12 protein-coding genes are annotated in these 19,513 nt (G+C 66.3%); 5 read left to right on the top strand and 7 right to left on the bottom strand.

Annotated features, from left to right (window positions below):
• Positions 1 to 64 precede the first annotated feature (64 nt).
• From RMP10_RS14145 to RMP10_RS14165, 5 genes are all read right to left on the bottom strand, one after another.
• The gene (locus RMP10_RS14145) at positions 65 to 823 is read right to left on the bottom strand and encodes an NlpC/P60 family protein (RefSeq protein WP_310570858.1); all 759 of its coding nucleotides are present in this window, start codon (positions 821 to 823) and stop codon (positions 65 to 67) included.
• Between the two features lie 33 nt (positions 824 to 856).
• Positions 857 to 1,849, bottom strand: a complete 993-nt coding sequence (locus tag RMP10_RS14150; RefSeq protein ID WP_310570859.1) for a P1 family peptidase — start codon at positions 1,847 to 1,849, stop codon at positions 857 to 859.
• Between the two features lie 9 nt (positions 1,850 to 1,858).
• Positions 1,859 to 5,647: a PAS domain S-box protein gene (locus tag RMP10_RS14155; RefSeq protein WP_310570860.1), complete on the bottom strand. Its 3,789-nt coding sequence runs from the start codon at positions 5,645 to 5,647 to the stop codon at positions 1,859 to 1,861.
• 63 nt (positions 5,648 to 5,710) lie between these two features.
• Positions 5,711 to 10,438 (bottom strand): translocation/assembly module TamB domain-containing protein, encoded by a 4,728-nt coding sequence (locus RMP10_RS14160; RefSeq protein WP_310570861.1) that lies wholly within the window; start codon positions 10,436 to 10,438, stop codon positions 5,711 to 5,713.
• Positions 10,438 to 12,678 (bottom strand): BamA/TamA family outer membrane protein, encoded by a 2,241-nt coding sequence (locus RMP10_RS14165; RefSeq protein ID WP_310570862.1) that lies wholly within the window; start codon positions 12,676 to 12,678, stop codon positions 10,438 to 10,440. Before RMP10_RS14165 ends, RMP10_RS14160 begins: the two co-directional genes overlap by 1 nt.
• 49 nt (positions 12,679 to 12,727) lie before the next feature.
• Here RMP10_RS14165 and RMP10_RS14170 point away from each other — a divergent pair, with 49 nt between their 5' ends.
• Positions 12,728 to 14,362 (top strand): ABC transporter substrate-binding protein, encoded by a 1,635-nt coding sequence (locus tag RMP10_RS14170; protein WP_310570863.1) that lies wholly within the window; start codon positions 12,728 to 12,730, stop codon positions 14,360 to 14,362.
• Between the two features lie 140 nt (positions 14,363 to 14,502).
• A complete protein-coding gene (locus tag RMP10_RS14175) occupies positions 14,503 to 14,886 on the top strand; it encodes a four helix bundle protein (protein WP_310570864.1) in 384 nt (127 codons plus the stop codon).
• 84 nt (positions 14,887 to 14,970) lie between these two features.
• Here RMP10_RS14175 and RMP10_RS14180 read toward each other — a convergent pair whose 3' ends face one another.
• Entirely contained in the window at positions 14,971 to 16,113 is a 1,143-nt protein-coding gene (locus RMP10_RS14180; RefSeq protein ID WP_310570865.1) for a GGDEF domain-containing protein, read from the bottom strand.
• Between the two features lie 98 nt (positions 16,114 to 16,211).
• Between RMP10_RS14180 and RMP10_RS14185 the strand changes: the two genes are divergently transcribed.
• Entirely contained in the window at positions 16,212 to 17,129 is a 918-nt protein-coding gene (locus tag RMP10_RS14185; protein ID WP_310570866.1) for an ABC transporter permease, read from the top strand.
• Here the strand turns inward: RMP10_RS14185 and RMP10_RS14190 are convergent.
• On the bottom strand, positions 17,126 to 17,575 hold the full coding sequence (locus RMP10_RS14190; protein WP_310570867.1) for a hypothetical protein: 450 nt from the start codon (positions 17,573 to 17,575) through the stop codon (positions 17,126 to 17,128). The two genes, RMP10_RS14185 and RMP10_RS14190, sit on opposite strands and share 4 nt — an antisense overlap.
• Before the next feature lie 247 nt (positions 17,576 to 17,822).
• Between RMP10_RS14190 and RMP10_RS14195 the strand changes: the two genes are divergently transcribed.
• Both RMP10_RS14195 and aroB read left to right on the top strand, forming a co-directional pair.
• Entirely contained in the window at positions 17,823 to 18,368 is a 546-nt protein-coding gene (locus RMP10_RS14195; protein ID WP_171225607.1) for a cob(I)yrinic acid a,c-diamide adenosyltransferase, read from the top strand.
• Positions 18,368 to 19,474: a 3-dehydroquinate synthase gene (gene aroB / locus RMP10_RS14200; protein WP_310570868.1), complete on the top strand. Its 1,107-nt coding sequence runs from the start codon at positions 18,368 to 18,370 to the stop codon at positions 19,472 to 19,474. Before RMP10_RS14195 ends, aroB begins: the two co-directional genes overlap by 1 nt.
• The last annotated feature ends 39 nt before the right edge of the window (positions 19,475 to 19,513 follow it).

Here is a 19,513-nt window from a genome sequence, read left to right on the forward strand (position 1 = left end):
TAGCGCCGTTCACTCTTAGCGACGTTGACTCTTAGCGCTTTTTACTCTTAGCGCCGTTCGCCGTTCAAACCGCCCGCCGTATTCCAATACCTTGCTCTTTCAGCCTCGCTGTCAGCTCGGTTTCCACGCATACGCCGCCGCGCGCGAGCGAGCTGTGGATCATGCCGCCGTTGCCCGTGGCTATGCCGACGTGCGTGATGCGCTTGTCGTCGCGATCCGAGAAGAACAGCAGGTCTCCCGCAGCGTGCGGCGCGGACACGTCGTCGCTCACCAGGACCGTGTCCTCCGCTTGCTGCCACGCGTCGCGACGCAGTGGCACACCGTGCAGCGTGAAGATCCGCTGTACGAAGCCAGAGCAGTCCACGCCCCACGGCGAGACGCCTCCCCACAGGTAGCTGGCGCCGGTGAACAGCGAGCGTGCGCTGCGCACGATGGCGTCGCGGTCGCGTGGGAATTGTGCGGCGCGAGCAGCGGCATCGATCGCCACGCCTTCGATCACCTCGAGCCCCTGCGCCACGCGTGCACCGAGCGGGAGGGCGCGGCGTTGTCCCTCGGCGTCACGTGCCACGCAGCCCAGCGAGATACGCCACGTGGCTTCGGTGCCGGTGAACGGCATCAGATAGCCTACGTGTGTCCAACCCTCGTAGTCGTCGGCGCCGCGCACGTGCAGCCAGTCGCCGCGGCCGTCCACCAACTGCAGCACTTCACCGGCCAGCAGTTGCGACGTGAGCGGCGCGGAGATGCGCGCGTCACTGAGGAGTGGCGCGATGGCCGATCGTACCGTGAAGCGGTCGGCGATGGAAAGCGTCAGTGCAGTGCCCAACGGAGGACTCTCAGCAAAGGGGAAGACTCGTCGCTATGCACGAAGATCGGCCACACCGGGAATGCCGTCGCGACCATGTGCGGTGACGACACCGCGTTCGATGGCGCGCTCGACGGCGGCACCGGCCACGGCTTCGATGCGCGCCAGCGGGACGTCATCGGCACCGGCAAAGCCGGAGATGGCCTCCAGCGGTGACGCGGCAAACAGCACGTCTCCATCGAATGATGTACCGCACGGCGTGATGCGATGATGCATCGCAGCCGTCGAGGCGCGGGCCAACTGCGACAGCTGCGCTTTGGTGAGCGGCGCACTCACCGCGACGAATACCAGCGTGGTGTTGCGACGCACCGAGGCCATCAGCGCGAACTCCGCCGGCGCATCCTGTCCGCGCAGCAACCGCACCGCGTCGAGAAATCCGCCATGCGCATCTCGCGCCCCGGCAATGATGCGACCCTGTTCATCGCGCACATCGCCGAAGGCATTCACCACCGCGAAGGCCGCGGCCAGCACACCGCCACCCTCGGCTACACCGAGGCCCACCCCACCCTTCATCGCGGCGGCTGGCCCCACCGCCTTCCCCACCAGCGCGCCGGTGCCGGCTCCCACGCACCCCTCGGCAATCGACCTGGCCGATGCGTGATCGCAGGCCGCGTAGGCCATCTCCGCCGTAGGGCGCGCATCGAAGCGGCCCAGCGGCGCCAGATCGAAGATCACGGCTGTGGGGACGATCGGAACGACGCCGCCACCCACCGGGAAGCCGCGCCCGCGCTCTTCCATCCAGCGCATGACACCAGCCGCGGCGTCGAGCCCATAGGCCGAACCACCGGTGAACAGAATGGCATCGGTGCGATCGACCAGATGGTCGGGGTCGCACGTGGCGAGTTCGCGCGTGCCGCTCGCGCGTCCCAGCAACGCGGCGCTGCAGCGGAATGGCGTATCGATGCCGCGGATCACGCTGCATCCGGTAGCGCCGTCATGATCGGTGGCGTGTCCGATCGCCAGGCCGAGCTGCTCCCAGGGGGTCATCCCGGAAAGCTAACGCGACTCCTGGATCAGCTGGGCCACGCGGGTCTCGAGTTCGAGCAGCGTGAACGGCTTTGCCAGTACCGGTCGACCCGTCATGCGGATGAATCGGGACGCCGTGGCGCTGTGCAAGTCCCCCGTCATGAACACGACCCGACGCGCCTGATCGGGATCCCGCGACTCGATCATCTCGTACACCTGCTCGCCGGTGAGCCCCTTCATGCGGAGATCGAGCAGAATCAGATCGTACGAGCGATCGGCCAGTAGATCGAGCGCCTCGGAACCGCCCTCGGCCACGTCCACCAGATACCCCGTATTCCGCAGGAAGCGACCGATCGCACTGCGTAGCGTGACCTCATCTTCGATCAGCAACAGCGATCGCGTGGACGTCGGCTCCACAGTGGCCGTTGCCGAACCGTCGGTCGTCACCGGTGAGGTCACCGCTGCCATGACCGGAAACGAGAGGGTGAACGCCGCGCCCTCACCCGCGCGCGAGTGCGCCTCGAGCGAGCCGCCGTGATCGCGTACGATCGCGTGCGTGATCGTGAGGCCGAGGCCGCGGTTACCCTGCTCGGAGCGCGTCGTGAACATCGGCTCGAAGATGCGTGAAAGATGATGCGACGTGATGCCAGGGCCAGTATCACTCACCTGCACCTCCACGCCCTTGTCCCCTTCACACGTGCGCACGCGGATGCGACGCTCACCATCGTGACCGACGAGCGCCTGCTCGGCGTTCACGAGCAGATTCGACAGAGCCTGCTGCAATTGGATCGTGTCGCCCGAAATCGCCGGCAGGTCCTGCGCGGCGTTGAACTCCACTTCGATGTCGTGCGCGCGCAAGCCGTAGCCGTGCACATCGATGACGCGTCGGATCAGCGCGTTCACATCGACGAGGCTTCGCTCACCGGCGGTGTGCGGCGCCTCGCCGGTCGAGTCGAGCAGCTGCGATACGATCCGCGACGCCCGACGCGCCTGTTCACAGATCTGTTCGATCGCCTGACGATCCTGCGGCAGCATGGTGGGCGACGTGGCGTGCAACTCGGCCACCGCCAACAACGTCGCCAGTGGATTGTTCAGCTCGTTGGCCACGCGGCTCAGCGACTGTCCCACCGCCGCCATCCGCGCTTGTTGCGCGTTCGCTTCGCGCGCGATCTCCTCGTTCGTCACGTCGCGGATAATCCCGAGCGCACCCACCACTTCGCCATTCTCGTGAATCGGGGCGGTGGTGATCATGCCCATGCGAGGTCCGTTCGCGCCGACGAAGCGCAGCTGCAGCCGCCGGCGCTGGCCGGCCAGCGTCTCGGCTACCATGGTGCGCGCGATCGCCTTGTCGGCCGGGTGCACCATCGCCGCGAAGTGCTGCCCGATCACGTCCTCGCGTTGCAAACCTGCTTCCTTGAGAAAGCCCGCGTTCACCGAAGTGAAGTGTCCGTGCAGATCACAGGTGCAGATGGCATCGGTCGCCGCTTCCACGAGTCGCATATTCAGCGATTCCGACCGTTCGCGGGCGCGGGACTCGGCTCGTCGGTCGGTGATGTCGTGCAGACAGGCAACCGTGCCCGTGACCTGACCCAGCTCGACCAGCGGCGCCGAGCTCACGCGCACCCATCGACGTTCACCGTCGGCGCGTAGCACCTCGCACTCGTACTGCTGTCCCTCCCCGTGCCTGGCCAGCCGCTCAAACCCACGCACGCTCTCGATCCACTCGGGCGGCGTGAGGTTGGACACCGCTTCGCCCTCGAGATTCGGGCGGGAGAACAGCATGTGCGACGCCGGATTCGCGAACGTGATGCGACCTTCGAGATCGGTGATCACGATCGCGTCCGATACGGTTTCGAGCACCTTGCGATGCCGCTCGGCCAACCGATGCGAATCCGTCACGTCGTCGAACGTGATCACACATCCGCCATCAGGGTGCGGTGCCGCGAGCAGCGAGAACAACCGTCCAGTGGCATCATCGCGCACGAGTTCGCGGGTGGGCACGCCTTCCGCCAACGCCCGGGAGATGAATCGATCGACCGCGTTCGCGTCGAGCGTATCGCTGCTACCCACCAGCGCATCTCGGAAACGGCGGCCCAGCAGCGCGGGAATCGTCGTGCCGCACAGCTCCGCCGCCCGCGAGTTGCAGCGGCTCACGGTCAGCGACTCTTCGAGCACCACGATACCGCTGGCCGTGCTGTCGAACGCCACCTTCCACTCCTGCGTGGCCTTCTCGACTTCCTCGAACAGGCGCGCATTGACGATGGCTACCGCCACCTGGTCGGCGAGGCGCTGCAGTACCTTCCCATCCTCCTGATCGAACGGTCGCTCGCGATTCATTACCGCGATCGACCCGATCGTGCCACGCCCGGTGATGAGCGGGGCGATCACCATGCGCTGGATCGGCGCGAGGTGCTGCACCATCCGATGGAGCGCCGTTTCCGTGCTGCCTTCGTTCTGCACGATCAGCTCGTTCGATACCACGGAGCGCCCGATCACGCTGCCCGTGACGGGCAGGTGCACTCCACTGAGCACGTCGGCGGTGCCGATCGATGCCACGATGTGCAGATACTCGCCGTTCCGCAGCGCGACGCAGGCGCCTTCGACGCCGAGCAGCGAGACGGTATGACGCAGGATCAGCCGCAGGACTTCGCCAAGCCGCAGCGACTCGCCGACCGCGCGCGCCACATCGGCCAGCGCCTCGGTGGTGCGACGTTCGCGTTCGCTCTCGGCATATCGACGCGCGTTGGCAATCGCGGTCGCCGCCTGCGAGGCCATCGTGGCTAGCACTTCCTCATCTTCCGCGGTGTAGACGTCGGCGTGCGTGGAGTGCACGGCCAGCACGCCGAGCAAGCGAATGCCCACGCGCACCGGCACCGCGAGCACCGACGTAGCCGCGCCCGATTCCCCGACCACATCGTACATCGACAGCGGCGGGATAAGTCCCGCGCGTTCGCGAGCGCGATCAGCGTCGCGATCTCCCACGCGCACCGGACGCCCCGTGCGCGCGACTTCCGCCACGATCCCTTCGCCCAGACGCACCGGACCACGGGCGCGTTCGACCCCGCGTACGATGCGCAGGGCGGTGGTGAGGATGTCGGCATCGAGATCAGGGATCAGCACGGCCACGCCATCGGTGCGCACGGCCAGCTGCACCTGACGCGTGAGTTCGCGCATGATCTCGTGCTCGTCAAGCGATCGCGTGAGCGAAGCGCCCGCTTCCTGCAGTCGGAGCAACCGCTCGTGTCGCTGTTCGGCCAAGGCTCGCAGCGCGTCGTAGGCGACGCGGGCCGCCAGATGCCGCGTGATGGCACTGATGTCACGCCGACGGACCTCGCTGGGGCGACGGCCATCGCGCGGCCCAGCCAGCTTCACGATGCCGAGCAACTCACCATCGGATCCACGCAACAGCGCGACAATCAGATCGGTGGGCAGCCAGGTGTGACCGTCTCCCGCCGGATGTGCCTCGGACCCGAAGAACTCGCGGGAGACCCACGCATCGCTGCCGTCGAGCAGGTGCAGGTCTCCTACACGGAAACGCTCCAGATGCGACAGGCGACGACGCCATACGGCACCCGGCAGCGGCTTGAGGGCGAGTTCGGTGAGCGATGCCGTTTCCGGAAGTCCAGCCCGCACGACCGACATCGGGTTCAGCGACCCATCGCGCAACGAGATCACCACCCGGTCGAACCCCATGCCGTGCAGCAGCTCCGCCGTGACATGCACGCGCGCAGCCGTCGACTCGGCGCGATCGATCGCGTCGAGAGACTCCGTCAGCGACAGCGCCGACAGACTGGAAGGAGGAGGCAGGGTTGGTGACATCTGACACGTGAAGACGAACGGGCAAAGGCGGTCGAAACAACATACTGCCCGGTCTGCCAGAACTCAGAACGTCCAGCTCCTAAAAAAGTCGATGCCGATCTGCGGTGGCGTCTGCTGGAACGTGCGGCTTATCCCTAGTCGTCCACAGGCTTGGGCACTGGAGCCCGGCTCCAATCCCAGCGCCACGCTGAGGCCACCCTCAAAACGCCGCTCCACTTTCACTCCCAGCCCCTGAGCGAACAGGGACAAGGCGTCGCCGCCGCCCGACGTCTGGCTGGACAGCCCGCACAGCCCAGTACTGAACGTGAAGTACGTATTTCGGGCGATTTGACCGCCCACGCCAACCCGGGTGGAGGCGAGGATGCCCAAGCCATTCTCCCGGAGGTTGGCGGCATCGCCCGGATTGAGCGCGGTCGGCTCCACCTGCACCACGTCGAACCGGCCACCGGCGAGTCGGCTCGACAGATAGCTGCCGGCCAAACGGAGGGCGAGCGTGGCCCCCTGCTCGGCGTAGGGCGTGCCCAGCAGGGCGTACGCCGGCTCGCCGGTCACCAGGTAGCTCAGCATGTCGCTCTCGGGGAGCGGCGGGTTGTCGGCGCTGGACAGGGCCAGCGAGGGACGGTCGATCGTGCCGGCGATGTTCACGCGAATGCGCACGTCCTGCCGGTTCGAGTTCGGACGCGTCTCGCGAATGGTGTGCAGCGCCGTGATGTCGAGCGCGGGCTCGAGATCCGGGTCGCCGAAGAAGCGCACCAGACCACGCTCGACTTCGAAGCCGGGGCGGGCGATGCCGAGGTTGAGCTGATACGTGCCGCGGTCCACGGTGAGCGAGTCGGCCAGCGCGAGACGCGGTACCTGACCGTCGCGCGACAGCGCGCGCGTGACGCGCAGCCCACCGCCAAGTTTGAGGTTCGCTTCCGGCGAGCGCAGCCACACATCGTCGCCGATGCTCACACGCACGTTGTCGAGCTGCAAGTTCTGCATGATCGCCCGCGGCGCCGACGGCAACAGCCCATTCACGCCGAAGCGGGTGGTGTCGATGATATCGAGATTGTCGGTGAGATCGAGCGCGCGCCTCTGTGCGAGCGCGCGGATGTATACGCGCCCCCGATCGATCCGCACGGCCCCCTGCACGCGCGGTGCATCGCGCGATCCGGTGAGCGTGATCGGCGTGGTGGTGGTCATCACGATCGACGCGGTGCGCGGCTTGTCGACGGCCTGAAACTCGTTCGCCGCCAAACGCAGATTGAAGGTCGGGTTCGCGATTTCGCGAATGCCGATCGAGCCGCTGATGCCGATGGAGTCCTGCGGCGCGCCACTCGTGGCACCGATGCGGCGAATCAGAATGCTGTCGCCGAACAAACCGATATCGGCCCGTGCCTTGTCGAGACGGATACCCAGGTTGTCGAGCGACAGCGACGCACTGTCGAGCCGCACTTCACCGCGCAGTCGCGGACGATCCCACGTGCCGGTCAGCGCGACGTCGGTGAACAGCCTGCCGCGGGCGCGTGTGACGTCGGGGAACACCGACTCCAGCAACGTGAGATCGGTCTGCTCGGTGACGATGCGGCCAGTGAGCGGTTCGTTCAGCTGACGCGTGCGGTTGCTGAACAGCGCCAGATCCAGCGGCAACGAGGCCGAGGCCTGCAGCGCGGGCTTTCCACCCAGTCGCAATGCCCCCTGGACATTGAGGCGCAGCGAATCGTAGTGGGCCGTGGCGAACAGATCGCCGAAGCGCACGCGGCCGGCGACGGCATCGCGCAAGTCGACGGTGCCATCGATGCGGGGCTGCTCACGCGTACCGCTCAAGGCCATCGTCGCCGACGCCGTGCCGCGGGAGAGACCTGAGGTGCGGAGCAGACGACCGATGTCGGCGAGCGCGACGCGATCCGCCTCCACACGGCCGCTCACCACACCGCCCGCCGCCAGCGCGCCGCGCATCGAGATACGGCCGGTGTCGGTGTGCTGGAGCACCAGCGAATCGAGCGAGCCCAGCGTGCCATTCGTGCCGTTGGTGCCGTTGGTGCCGGTTGCACCGGGCATGAAGCGCAGCATGGCCGGCGCGACCAGCGCGAAGCCGCGCGGACGAACCGACGCGCTGTCCACGCGCAGCGTGAGCGTATCGATGGTGACGACACTGGAGTCGCCGTTCCGTGCCAGGCCGCCGGCGATCGCGATACGCGATTCCGACGGCGTGCGCATCTGCACCCCGAAGCGCTCGGCCAATCCGCCGCGAAGGGTGGACTGCCCCGCCGCTGACGCGATGTCGATGCCGGCGAAATTTGCCGAGTCCATCGTGGCGGAGAGGGACCCGTTCGCACCGCGCAACACATCGCGCACGGCGAGATCGACCGACGCCCGCTGCGTGCGAGACGTGGCCACGATCACATCGCGGGCATCGCCCCGGAGGCGTAGATCGAGTCCACGGGCGTCGGTCGTATCGATCGATCCGGAAAGCTGACCCGACAGTTCGATCGATCCGCGCAGCGTGTCGCCAGCGAGCACGATCGCGCGCGTGGTGGAGTCCGACGGCGAAAGCCACGGCCGCAGTCCACCGAGCGAGTCGACGACCATCGAGATCGACAGCGAATCCCGCCGCGCCTTGGTGATCCCGAGGCCGCCGTGCGCGGTGAGTCGGACCGCCGAACTCTCGATCGTGAGCGTGTCGACACGCACATGACCGGAGTCGAAGTGCACCACCGCCGTTCCGCCGAACAGCCGCGCATCGGCCACGCGGGAGAACTGATCCACCGAGGCGCGCAACGAACCGCGCAGTGTCTCGACCGTGGCCGCGCTCATGTCGACGGTGCCGAGTATGTTGAGCGACGTGATCGGAAAGCGATTGTCGCCCAGCAGATTCTGCAGATTGCCGCCGCGCACACGCCACTGTCCGGTGGCACCCATCTCGGGCTCGAGCGCGTCAGCGCTACCGGTGAACGAGATCTCGCCGCCCTCACCCGCGAGTGTGGTCTGCACCTCGAACTTCTCGGCCATGCCGGCGGCCTTGATGCGACCCACCGCCGAACCGCGCAGCGGCAGCGACGGGTACGAGCGTGACATCGTGGTGTACGACAGCGGCACGGCTTGCATATCCACATCGAACTTCACGCCTTCGGTGAGCAGCGTGAAATGTCCGTCGCCGGTGAAGCGCGACGGCAGACCCGGGCCGTCTACGTGTTCGATGTCGGCCTTCGAGAAGTAGGCGTCGTACCAGAGAGAATCGAGGCGCATGGTGCCGCGCGCGACACCATTGAGCTCGGGGAAGAGCGGATTCACGAAGCGCGGCGTGCGCATATCGAGCTGCTGCAACTCGAGATCGACGCCCTTGAGAATGGCTTCGGCCGGCGTGAAGATATCGACGATGCCCCGCACGCGGGCGCGCGAGACCGCACCGGGCACGTGGCTGTCGGAAAACGTGAGCTGCGCGTCGTCGAGCTGCCAATTCGTGACCGGCCCGCCGCGCGCGATCACGCGGCCCGTGACGTTACCCTGCCAGTCATACGGGAACGGCTCGCCGTTGAACCAGCGCAGCAACGCCGTGTTGGCGGGCAAGAGCTCGAGGTCGACATCGTTCACCTTGAGCACCGGTCCACCCACGGCGAACGTCATGTTGCCCTTGAGTCGCGACTTCAGCGCGCGGGCATCCATGTCACGCAATCCGTACTCGAGGATCGCGAGATTCTTCGGGTCGTTCTTGATCGTGATGAAGGTGCTGCCTCCGCCACTCCAGGGCAGCGTCTCATCGATCCACGACATGTCGGCCATCGCCACGCTGTCGCCCTTGAGCTTCACATCGTAGCGCACCGGCAGGCCACTGCCCCACACCACTTTCGCGCTGCCGTGCGCGCCAGAGTTGGCGAGGTTGAAGCTCACGTCGTCCATCCAGAGCGAATCGGCGACTTTGCGCACGGTGCTCTTCATGTTGCGGAACCAGAACGGCGGATAGATCCACACCACGTCCATCTTCCGCATGGCCAGCTTCATACCCGCCGAATCGGGATCGGCGAAGCGCGATCGGCCCAGCGTGAGCCCACCACGCACGAAGCGGTACACGCGCACGAAGCGATTACCGTCGCGGCGCACTTCGCCGTCGAGGCGGGTGAGATTGAACGCGAGCGCGCTGTCGCGCTTGGCGCCTTTGAGGGTATCGGAGAGCACCCACGGCAAGCGCGCCGTGAACGTCAGCTCGCGGATCGTGGTCGTATCGATGACGATGTACTCACCGAAACGACTCCTGGACTTCGACGACAGGATACCGGTCCTTCGGAGCGCACGCTTCCAGTTCCAGTCGTCATTGCCGTAGTCGATCATCGTGATCGACGGCCGCGTGACCTCGAGTGACTTGATCACGATGCGCCGATCGAGCAGATCGCGCGGATCGTAGTTGGCTCGGATGGGACCACTGCTCAGGAACGGCGTGCCGTCGGCACTGCGGATGTCGATCGAGTCGATGGTGATGTCGGTGAACAGCGTCCCGCTCACCTTGCCCACGTAGATCTTGCCCGGAATGGCCGCCGAAATCGCCGGCACCACCACGCGCATGATGGCCGCGCGTCCGCGATCGGTTTGCGTAAGCGCGGCCACACCCCCCACAATCAGCGCCACGATCGAGAGCAACACGGCGGCTGTGGCCAACACCACCGTCCGTCGCCGGATACGACGCGACCCGCGCTTCTCCGGGATCGGCACAGCGAACGCGTCGTGATTCAGCTCGTCATGCGACTCGTCATGCGACGCGTCATGCGACTCGTCATTCGACATCGCGTTGTGGGGCGTCGGATCGTCGCGCATCAGAACGCCTGCCCGATCCAGATGCTCGGATTCAGGCGCCGCAAGAACCCGGTGCCCCGCGTGGGGCGAAAGCTGTTGGGACAGCTGCCCTTTTCCTGCTCCGGCGGCGCGCCAGTTGTGCCCGACGCATTCACCGACAGCCCGTTGCCGGGGCTCACGCAGTACAGCGGCGCGACACCGGCCTGCAGCGGCGCGTTGTAGTACGCCGCGCCCGCCGGCAAGCGATAACCGTTGTAGCCCAGGTCCACGCGAATCGCGCCAAAGGGCGACGCGATGCGAATGCCCATGCCCGGCGTGATCTTCACCGACGGCCCTTCGTCGCTCAGCGACGCGGCCCGCGAGGTCGTGCCACGATTCCACAGCTTTCCGGCGTCGGCGAACACCGCGATCTGCAGCAACCTCGGCGCGATCGGACTCGGGAACTGCGCCTCGAGATTGCCCACGATGAGCGTGTTGCCACCGGTCGGCACCACGCGCTCAGTTACCGAGCTGGAGTCGGCACGATACAACGTTTGTCCGTTGACGGTGTTCGTGTCGTAGCGGCTCACGATGTATACCGCCGGCCCAAGTTCGTTCTGTCGGAAGCCACGCACCGTGGTTGGACCGCCCGCGTACAACCGCTCCTGTGGCGGAATGAAGCCGCCCGTACGCGGCGTCGTGCCACCACCGTACACCACGCCACCGCGCAGATGCGCGACCAGCGTGGCGCCACCACGCAGTGCACGATACCACGACACGTCACCGGTGCCGCGATTGAATTGCTGCGAACGATCGGAGCCAATGAGCGTGCTCGCATGACGCACGTTCAACCGCACCGTACTGCCACCGGTGGGCCGCAACGGATCGTTCACGCGTTCGCGCACGATCGAGTATTCCAACGCGGCCAAACGATTGTTGCGCTGCAAAAACGTGCGCGACTCGTTGTCGCACGCATTGAACACGGCGCAGAAAAACGCGGGCTCCGCCTCGGTACGACCCAGCTCCACCTGATAGCTCAGCGTGCTCGGCACGCGCGCAATCGGAAACGGATCGGTCACCGACAGCGCCCCACCGATCGGCGTGCGACGCAGGAACGCCTTGTACTCGGACAGCGTGGAGCTGAACAGCGTGAGCGACGGCACACGCGCCTGATTGGCCCGCACCGGCTGTCGCACGGTCATCGACGTGTAGTAGTTCAGCGTGCGGCTGTACGGATCGCTGCGCGCCTGTCCCTGACAGAGATTCGGCGCGCCGTCGAGCGGATCACCGAGTCCGATCTTGCTCACACGACCGGTGAGTTCCAAGCGCTGCGCAAAGGGCAGGAAGTCACGATCGGTGAGCGAACCCTGCATGCGGAAGCAATCGAGCGTGGCCCAGCCCAATCCGCCGCGCGCCGCCCAGCGATCACCCTCCACCAGCCGCACCACGAGGTTCACGATCGAGTCGCCCGCCGGCTGGATGCTGTCGGGCTGCAGATCGACGCGCTGAAAGGCGTCGGTCTGATAGAGATTGCGCTGCGCGTCGATGATCGCGCGGGCCGAATACCAGTCACCCGTCTTGAGTGCCATCGCCCGACGGACCGTGGCATCGGAGACGCGCCGGTTGTCGTCGCCGGCGTCTACCTCGAGCGCGATACGACCGAGCTTGGCCCGTACACCAGGCACCACCGACACTTCGACATCGGCCGTGCGCAACACGGTGTTCGTAGTATAGGCCACCAACGCCTCGGCCTGCGGCCAGCCCTTGTTGCGCAGCCGTCGCACGAGGGTGTCCCGACCGGCTTCGAGCGCACCACGATCGAACACGCCACCAACGGCCAACGGGAAATCACGCGCCGCGTCGCGTACGTCGGGGTGGATCTCGAGCCCCTGCAGCGCGAGCGCCGTAATGCGCATCGGCTCGCCTTCGCGAATGGTGAACGTGATCTCGATCACACCGGGCTTCACCGTGGTGACCGTGGTGTCCACCTTCACATCGAGAAAGCCGCGCCGGCGATACAGGGTCTCGAGCCGCTGTACATCCCGCGAGAACTCCACTGGGTCGAGGCAGCGCCGCTCGCCGATGACTGGTAATCCGGCAACGGACGACGGGGATGTGGCCACCGTGGCCGCGAGGGCGACAGCGGCATATTCGCGATTCCCGGCGAATCGGAGCGCACGCACTTCACGGTCGCCGCGATCGCAGGACAGATCCTGGGCGGCGGCCGGACGCGCGACCGAAAGTGTTGCGAGCGCGAAGAGGAGATGGACGAGAGGTCGCACGTTCTATAGCGTTGAAGCTCACGTGGGATCGCCCCTCAGTCAACCGCACATGTCATCGATTCGCCCGTCACGTTCGTTCTGCTCGCGGCTCTCGCCGTACACCATGGTCTGCACCATGCTGGTGAGCACCGTGCTGGTCAGCACGCTGGCCGGCTGCCGCACCGGCGAGGCGACTCCTGACCGTCACGCGCTCATCGACTCACGCGATTGGTACGATCCGCGTTCGCTCGATCCGGCCAAGGCCACTGACGTGCCCAGCGGACGGGCCGTGGCGTATCTGTTCGACGGCCTCACCAAGTTCACCCCCGCTGGTCAGGTGCAGCCGTCGATCGCGCGGTCGTGGGACGTCTCGCCCGACGGCCTGCAGTACACGTTCCACCTGCGTGCCGACGTCCGCTTCCATGACGGCGCGCCGCTGCTCGCGCGCCATGTCGCCCAGTCGTTTCGCCGCGTGCTCGACCCGGCCACCAAGAGCGGCACGGTGTGGCCGCTCTACCCGATCAAAGGCGCCCGCGCCTTCGCCGACGGCAAGTCTGACGGCAAGGGCACCGCACTCGGCATCGAGACGCCAAACGACACGACGGTCATCATTACGCTCGACGAGCCGTTCGCGATCTTCCCGAAGCTGCTCGCCATGCCCGTGGCGTCGATCCTCCCCGACTCGGTCGGCGTCGACTTCAGTGAGCACCCCATCGGCACCGGACCGTGGAAGCTCGTGGAGTGGAAGCACGACGACTATCTCAAGTTCGCCCGCAACGCCACGTACTTCGGCGGCGCGCCCTCCATCGACACCCTGATCGCCCGCATCATCCCCGAGCCGTCCACTGCCGTCGCCGAGTTCGAAGCCGGCACGGTCGACATTCTCTACGTGCCGGAAGACCAGACGCGCGACTGGGAAGAGACCGACACGAAGAAGGCCACGCTCGTGAGCGCACCGGCGCTGCGCTTGTGGTACATGGGCGTGAACGTCACGCGCGGCCCGCTGAAAGACGTGCGCGTGCGACAGGCGATCGCCCACGCCATCGACGTCCCCACCCTCCTCGCCCAGCTCCTCGCCGGCCGCGGCACCATCGCCGCCGGCGTGATCCCGCCCACGCTCGAAGGCTTCGACAAGGCACGGCAGCCATACGCGTACGACACCCTCGCCGCGCGCAAACTCCTTGCTGACGCCGGCTACGCCAACGGCATCGACCTCGAGTTGTGGAGTTCGCAAACCGCACCCATGCCGCGCCTCGCGCAGGCCATTCAAGCGTATCTCGCCACGGTGGGCGTTCGCATCAAGCTCGTGCAACGCGATGCCAGCTCCATGCGCGCCGCCGCCCGCGCCGGACAAACAGACCTGGTCGTGAAGGACTGGTACGCCGATTACCCCGACGCCGAGAACTTCCTGTATCCGCTGCTGCACACCGCGAACCGCGGCGCCGGCGGCAATGTGTCGTTCTTCAGCGACGCCACGTTCGATCGATTGGTCGACGCGTCACGGCGCGAGAGCGACGCGGCCAAGCGCGCGGTGTTGTATGCGGCGGCGGACTCGGTGGGCTATGCACAAGTCGGCATGGTGCCCCTGTTTTTCTACAACGAGGTGTACGCGGTACAACCGTGGGTCAAAGGATTCGAAGTTCCGGTCATTTTTAATGGGCAACGATGGGAGAAGGTTACGATGGGGACTGATAAGAAGCGCTAAGAGTGAACGGCGCTAAAAGTCACAGGCGCTAAAAGTCAGAAGCGCTAAGAATTAGGGGCGAAACTACGAACGGCGTTGGGATGTGCGTGGTCGCGGGCTTTTGGTGACGGTGGTTGGGCATGGGCGCACTACCGTGCGCTATGCCAAACCACTTCGACCTCCGTGTGTACGACGCGGCGTGCCAACTCAGCACCGTCGTGATCGACTCCCTCGATCATTGCGAGTGCAGCCGCGTGCCTGGGCTTTGTGCGCAGTTGATCAGCGCGGTCGGCTCGATCGCCGCGAATACCTCGGAAGGCGCCGGTCGCGGAACGGCCCCACAGTTCCTCAATCAGTTGCGAATCGCCTTGGGCTCCGCCAACGAAACCCGCACGCATCTCATGCGTGCACGCAACGAGGCGAGATTGGCAACCAAGCCGTACTTCCTCTGCGATTCGAAGGCGCTAGTCACCGCAAGGATGCTGGCGTCCCTCATCCGCCGAATCGAGGAAGACGAGGCCCGGCGGAAGAACGAGCGCAGTTAGCAGTTCACGCCGTTGATTCTTAGCGCTTCTGATTCTTAGCGCCGTTCACTCTTAGCGCTTTTGACTTTTAGCGCCGTTCGCCGTTCAATCCGCCCCACCCGCGCGCCCTTTCCCCTCCCGTTTCGCCCGGTACAACGCCGCATCCGCTCTTCCCATCCACGCTTCCACGCCTTCGCCGCCGTGGTACGAGGCGTAGCCGACGCTCGCGCTCAGCGCTGGTGCGTCAGCAGCGAACGGAGGGCCTGTTTCTGCGATCTTCTGCACCAGGCGTTCCGCCAGTCGTCCGGCCACGTTGGCGTTGGTATTCGTGAGAATGACCACGAACTCGTCGCCGCCGATGCGGCAGATGACGTCGGAATCTCCCAAGAAGACGCGGGTCAACGTGTCGGCCGTGGTCTGCAACGTGGCGTCACCGGCGGAGTGCCCGTAGCCATCATTGATCTGCTTCAGGTGATCGAGATCGACCAGCACGAGCGATACGGGCGCGCGATTGAGCGTATGCATCTGCACCGCGCGTTGGGCGGCGCGTTCGAAGCGCTTGCGGTTGCCGAGTCCGGTGAGGGGGTCGGTTTCGCTTTCGCGCTTGGCCTCTTCGAGCTGAGAGCCCAACTGGTCGATACGTTCGGCCAGCATGCCGTACGCGACCTGCTGTGTATCGCGGCGGGTGCGCGAGATGTCGGTGATCGCCGAGATCGCCTGCAGCACTTCGTCTTTCACGGCGTGCGTCTCGAGGCCATGAATGGCGGTTTGCACGCGGGTGATCTGCACCGACGTGGCTTCATCGGCGTGCAGATCGGCCTGCGCCACCGTGTGCACGCGCTCCACGCAGGCCCACAGCGCATCACGCAAATCGGACAGCGCCGACTCCACATAGCGCTTCTCCCGCCGACGATGGTCGGTCAGCGCCCGGGCAGCGCCCCGGTAATCGCGCTCGGCGGCACTCAACGACCCGCGCGACTCGCCCGCCGAGAGCGGAACACCGAGCACCGTGTGGCGACGCCACCGCTCGAGCTCTTCCCCCGCCTCGCTCGACGACACGTCGGGCAGATCGAAGCTCCCCTGCGCGTACGCCGACAGCACCTGCCCGAAGGCGTCGAGCAGCGGCGCGAGGTCGAACGCCTCGTCGGCGGTGGCCACCGCTGATGCGGCCGTCGCTGAGACGGCCGTCGGTGCGACGGGTGACGGGACGACAGCTGGGCGATCGGCGGCAGAACGACGGAATAGCATGAAGGCGACGAGGAAGTGAATCGGATGGTCCCCGGCGACAGGCGCGGGAAGTGGTCAAGAGTATCGGCCCGACTCCCACGGGGATTAATGTTGCTGACATGCTGTCGCTGCTCGCCCGTCGCCTCTTGCTCTCCCTGCCCACGTTGGCCGGGGTGCTGATCGTCGTGTTCCTCCTGCTCTATGTCGCGCCGGGGGACCCGGTGCAGGCCATGGTCGGGGAACGCGCCGACCCGGCCACGATCGCGCGGCTCCGGGCCGAACTTCGCCTCGACGACCCCCTCCCGGCGCAGTTCTTCCACTATGCCAGCGGCGTACTGCAGGGTGACCTTGGCCGATCCTACGTCACCAATCGCCCGATCATCAGCGACATCGCCGAGCGCTTTCCGCGCACGCTGCTGCTGGCCACGGCGGCCATGCTGCTGGCCACGATCAGCGGCGTCACCATCGGCGTGCTCGCCGCCGTACGCCCCAACGGCTGGTTCGACCGCCTCGCGCTCGCCACGACGTACCTCGGGATTTCCTTCCCCGTGTACTGGATCGGCCTGCTGCTGATCGTCCTCTTCGCGGTCACCCTGCGCTGGCTGCCGGCCTCGGGCTACGGTCGCATCGAGTTTCTGATCCTCCCGGCGCTGGCGCTGGGCTCGCGCTCCATCGCCTACCTCGCCCGCGTGACTCGTTCCTCGATGCTCGAGGTGTTGGGCGCCGACTTCGTGCGTACGGCCCGCGCCAAAGGACTGACGGAATCCGGCGTGATCATCCGCCACGCCCTGCGCAACGCGCTGATTCCCGTGATCACGGTGATCGGTCTCGACTTCGGCGCCTACCTCACCGGCAGCATCCTCACCGAAACGATCTTCAGCTGGCCGGGCATCGGCCGCTACGTGGTCATGGCGATCGCACGACGCGACCTCCCGGCCGTACAGGGCGCCGTGCTCTTTCTGTCGGTCGTGTTCGTGCTGGTCAATCTGGTGACCGATCTCGCGTACCAAAAAGCCGATCCGCGGGTGCGGGCCTAGTTCGGGTGCTCCGCCGTAGGCGCCGTGTGTGTGGATAGCCCGTAGTTCACGCGAAGCTCGCGAAGGGCGCGAAGGGCGCGAAGAACAGCAAAACAATTTTCGTTTTTGCTTTTGCAGTTCTTCGCGTGCCTTCGCGTTCTTCGCGAGCTTCGCGTGAACCAGCGATCCCTCAACGACCAATAAAACTCCCCGCAAGCACTCCAGCCGGCACTCAGTCGTCCTTCTGCCCGAACACCGCCAAGTGCGACGAGTGCCCCGGCGCGACCGGTTTCGATGGCCGTGTTAACCTTGATCTCGTCCTTCTCGATGTCGAGGCCCCACTCCAGCAACGTGCCGAGGTCGGATACGTAGCCGAGCATCGGGAGCACGAGCGTGACCGACTTGGCCTTGTCGCGCAGCTGCGCGCACCAGTCGAAGGCCGAGTCACCACCACCGATGATCAGCACATCCCGACCGCGATTCGATGCCGGCGGGGATTACTACGGCGCGCGTCGGGGAACGGTCCGTTTCCGTGCCCAGCACCAAGTGTCCGTCCTCGTGCTCGAGGCCGACCACGCGCTGCCCCAGGTGTTCGAGATAACGGCGGAGTATGGGGTAGGGAGTATGGGGTAGGGGGTCAAACAACCGAACGACTCCGTACCCCCTACCCCCTACTCCCTACTCCGCTGTCGTCCATCTCGCGTATAATGCGGAATGAAGATCTACACCCGAGCAGGTGACGAGGGCGCGACCGCCCTCTTTGGTGGCGGCAAGGTTGGCAAGGACCATCCCCGCGTCGAAGCGTACGGCGACGTGGACGAACTCAATGCCTCACTCGGTCTGGCGCGATCGATCGACATGATGCCCCGTATCGACGAAGTGCTCGTGCCCGTGCAGCGCGATCTCTTCGCCATCGGCGCGCTGTTGGCGACTCCCGATCATGAGAAGATGAAGGAGCAGCTCAGCAAGGCTCGCATCGACGAGCAGCGCATCGAGGAGCTCGAGCGGGCGATCGATGCCTGTGAGGCGGAGCTCGAGCCGCTGCGCAGCTTCATCATTCCCGGGGGCACGCCCAAGGCGGCCGCACTGCATGTGGCGCGCACCGTGTGTCGGCGGGCCGAGCGTCGCGTGGTGCATCTCGCGGCCGATATCGAACTGCCGGCCATGGTGGTGGTGTATCTCAACCGCCTGTCCGATCTCCTGTTCATGCTTGCCCGCGTCGCCAACAAGCGTGCGGGTGCGGGCGAGGTGACCTGGTAGTGGGCGGCGCGCCCCCCGACGCGCTCCAACTGCCGCTGCCGTATCCGGTCTACTGCCGGGCCGGCGTGCGGCAGGCCATCGGGGAGATTGCGCGCCTCGCCGCCCCTTCGCATCGCGTCGCCGTCATCAGCGACACCGCCGTGGCGCGCCTGCATGGTGAAGCCATCGCGGCCCAGTTCCCGGCCGACAGCACTCGGCTGTTCACCATTCCACCCGGTGAGCAGGAGAAGACGCGGGCCCGCTGGGCCGAACTCACCGACGCCCTGCTGGAATGGGGCGCGGGACGCGATACCACCGTCATCGCCGTCGGCGGCGGCGTGATCGGCGACCTCGCCGGCTTCGTCGCGTCGACATACATGCGCGGGCTCCCCGTCGTGCAGGTGCCGACCACGCTGCTGGCGATGGTCGACGCGTCGGTGGGGGGCAAGACCGCCGTCGATACCCCCTTCGGCAAGAACCTGGTCGGCGCGTTCCATAACCCGTCGGCAGTGGTCATCGACCCCGACGTGCTCGCTACGCTCCCCGCCGACGTGCTGCGCAGCGGGCTGGCCGAAATGATCAAGCACGGCGTCATCGCCGACGCGTCCTACTTCGACGCCGTCCTCCGGTTCGCCGGCGCCGTCCGTGATCACGGCGCACAGGCCCCGGACTTCGCCGCCACGATCACGACACTGATCACCGGCAGCGTGCGCATCAAGGCGGAAGTCGTCGCTGAAGACACCCGCGAAGGCGGCCTGCGTCAGATCCTGAACTTCGGCCACACCATCGCCCACGCCGTGGAGCGGGTGCTCAACTTCGAGCTCCTCCACGGCGACGCCGTCGCGATGGGGATGGTGGCCGAAGCCCGCATCGCCGAGTCGATCGGACTGGCGGGGCCGGGACTCGCCGTCGCCATCGCCGACGCCGTGGAGAGCGCAGGTCTCCCCTCCCTCCTCCCCGCCGGCATCAGCCTCGACGACATCATCACGGCCACCCACGGCGACAAGAAGGCGCGCGCAGGTTCCGCCCGCTACTCCCTCCCCCGCGGCATCGGCGAAATGGAAGCCGCCGAGGGCACATGGGCGGTCGCGGTGAGCGACGAACAGGTCGGCTCAGCGCTCAGTTAAGCCCATGGCCCACGGCCCATGGCTCACGGTCCATGGCCC

The sequence above is a fragment of the Gemmatimonas sp. genome (genome assembly GCF_031426495.1).
In the GTDB taxonomy this organism is placed as follows: Bacteria; Gemmatimonadota; Gemmatimonadetes; order Gemmatimonadales; family Gemmatimonadaceae; genus Gemmatimonas.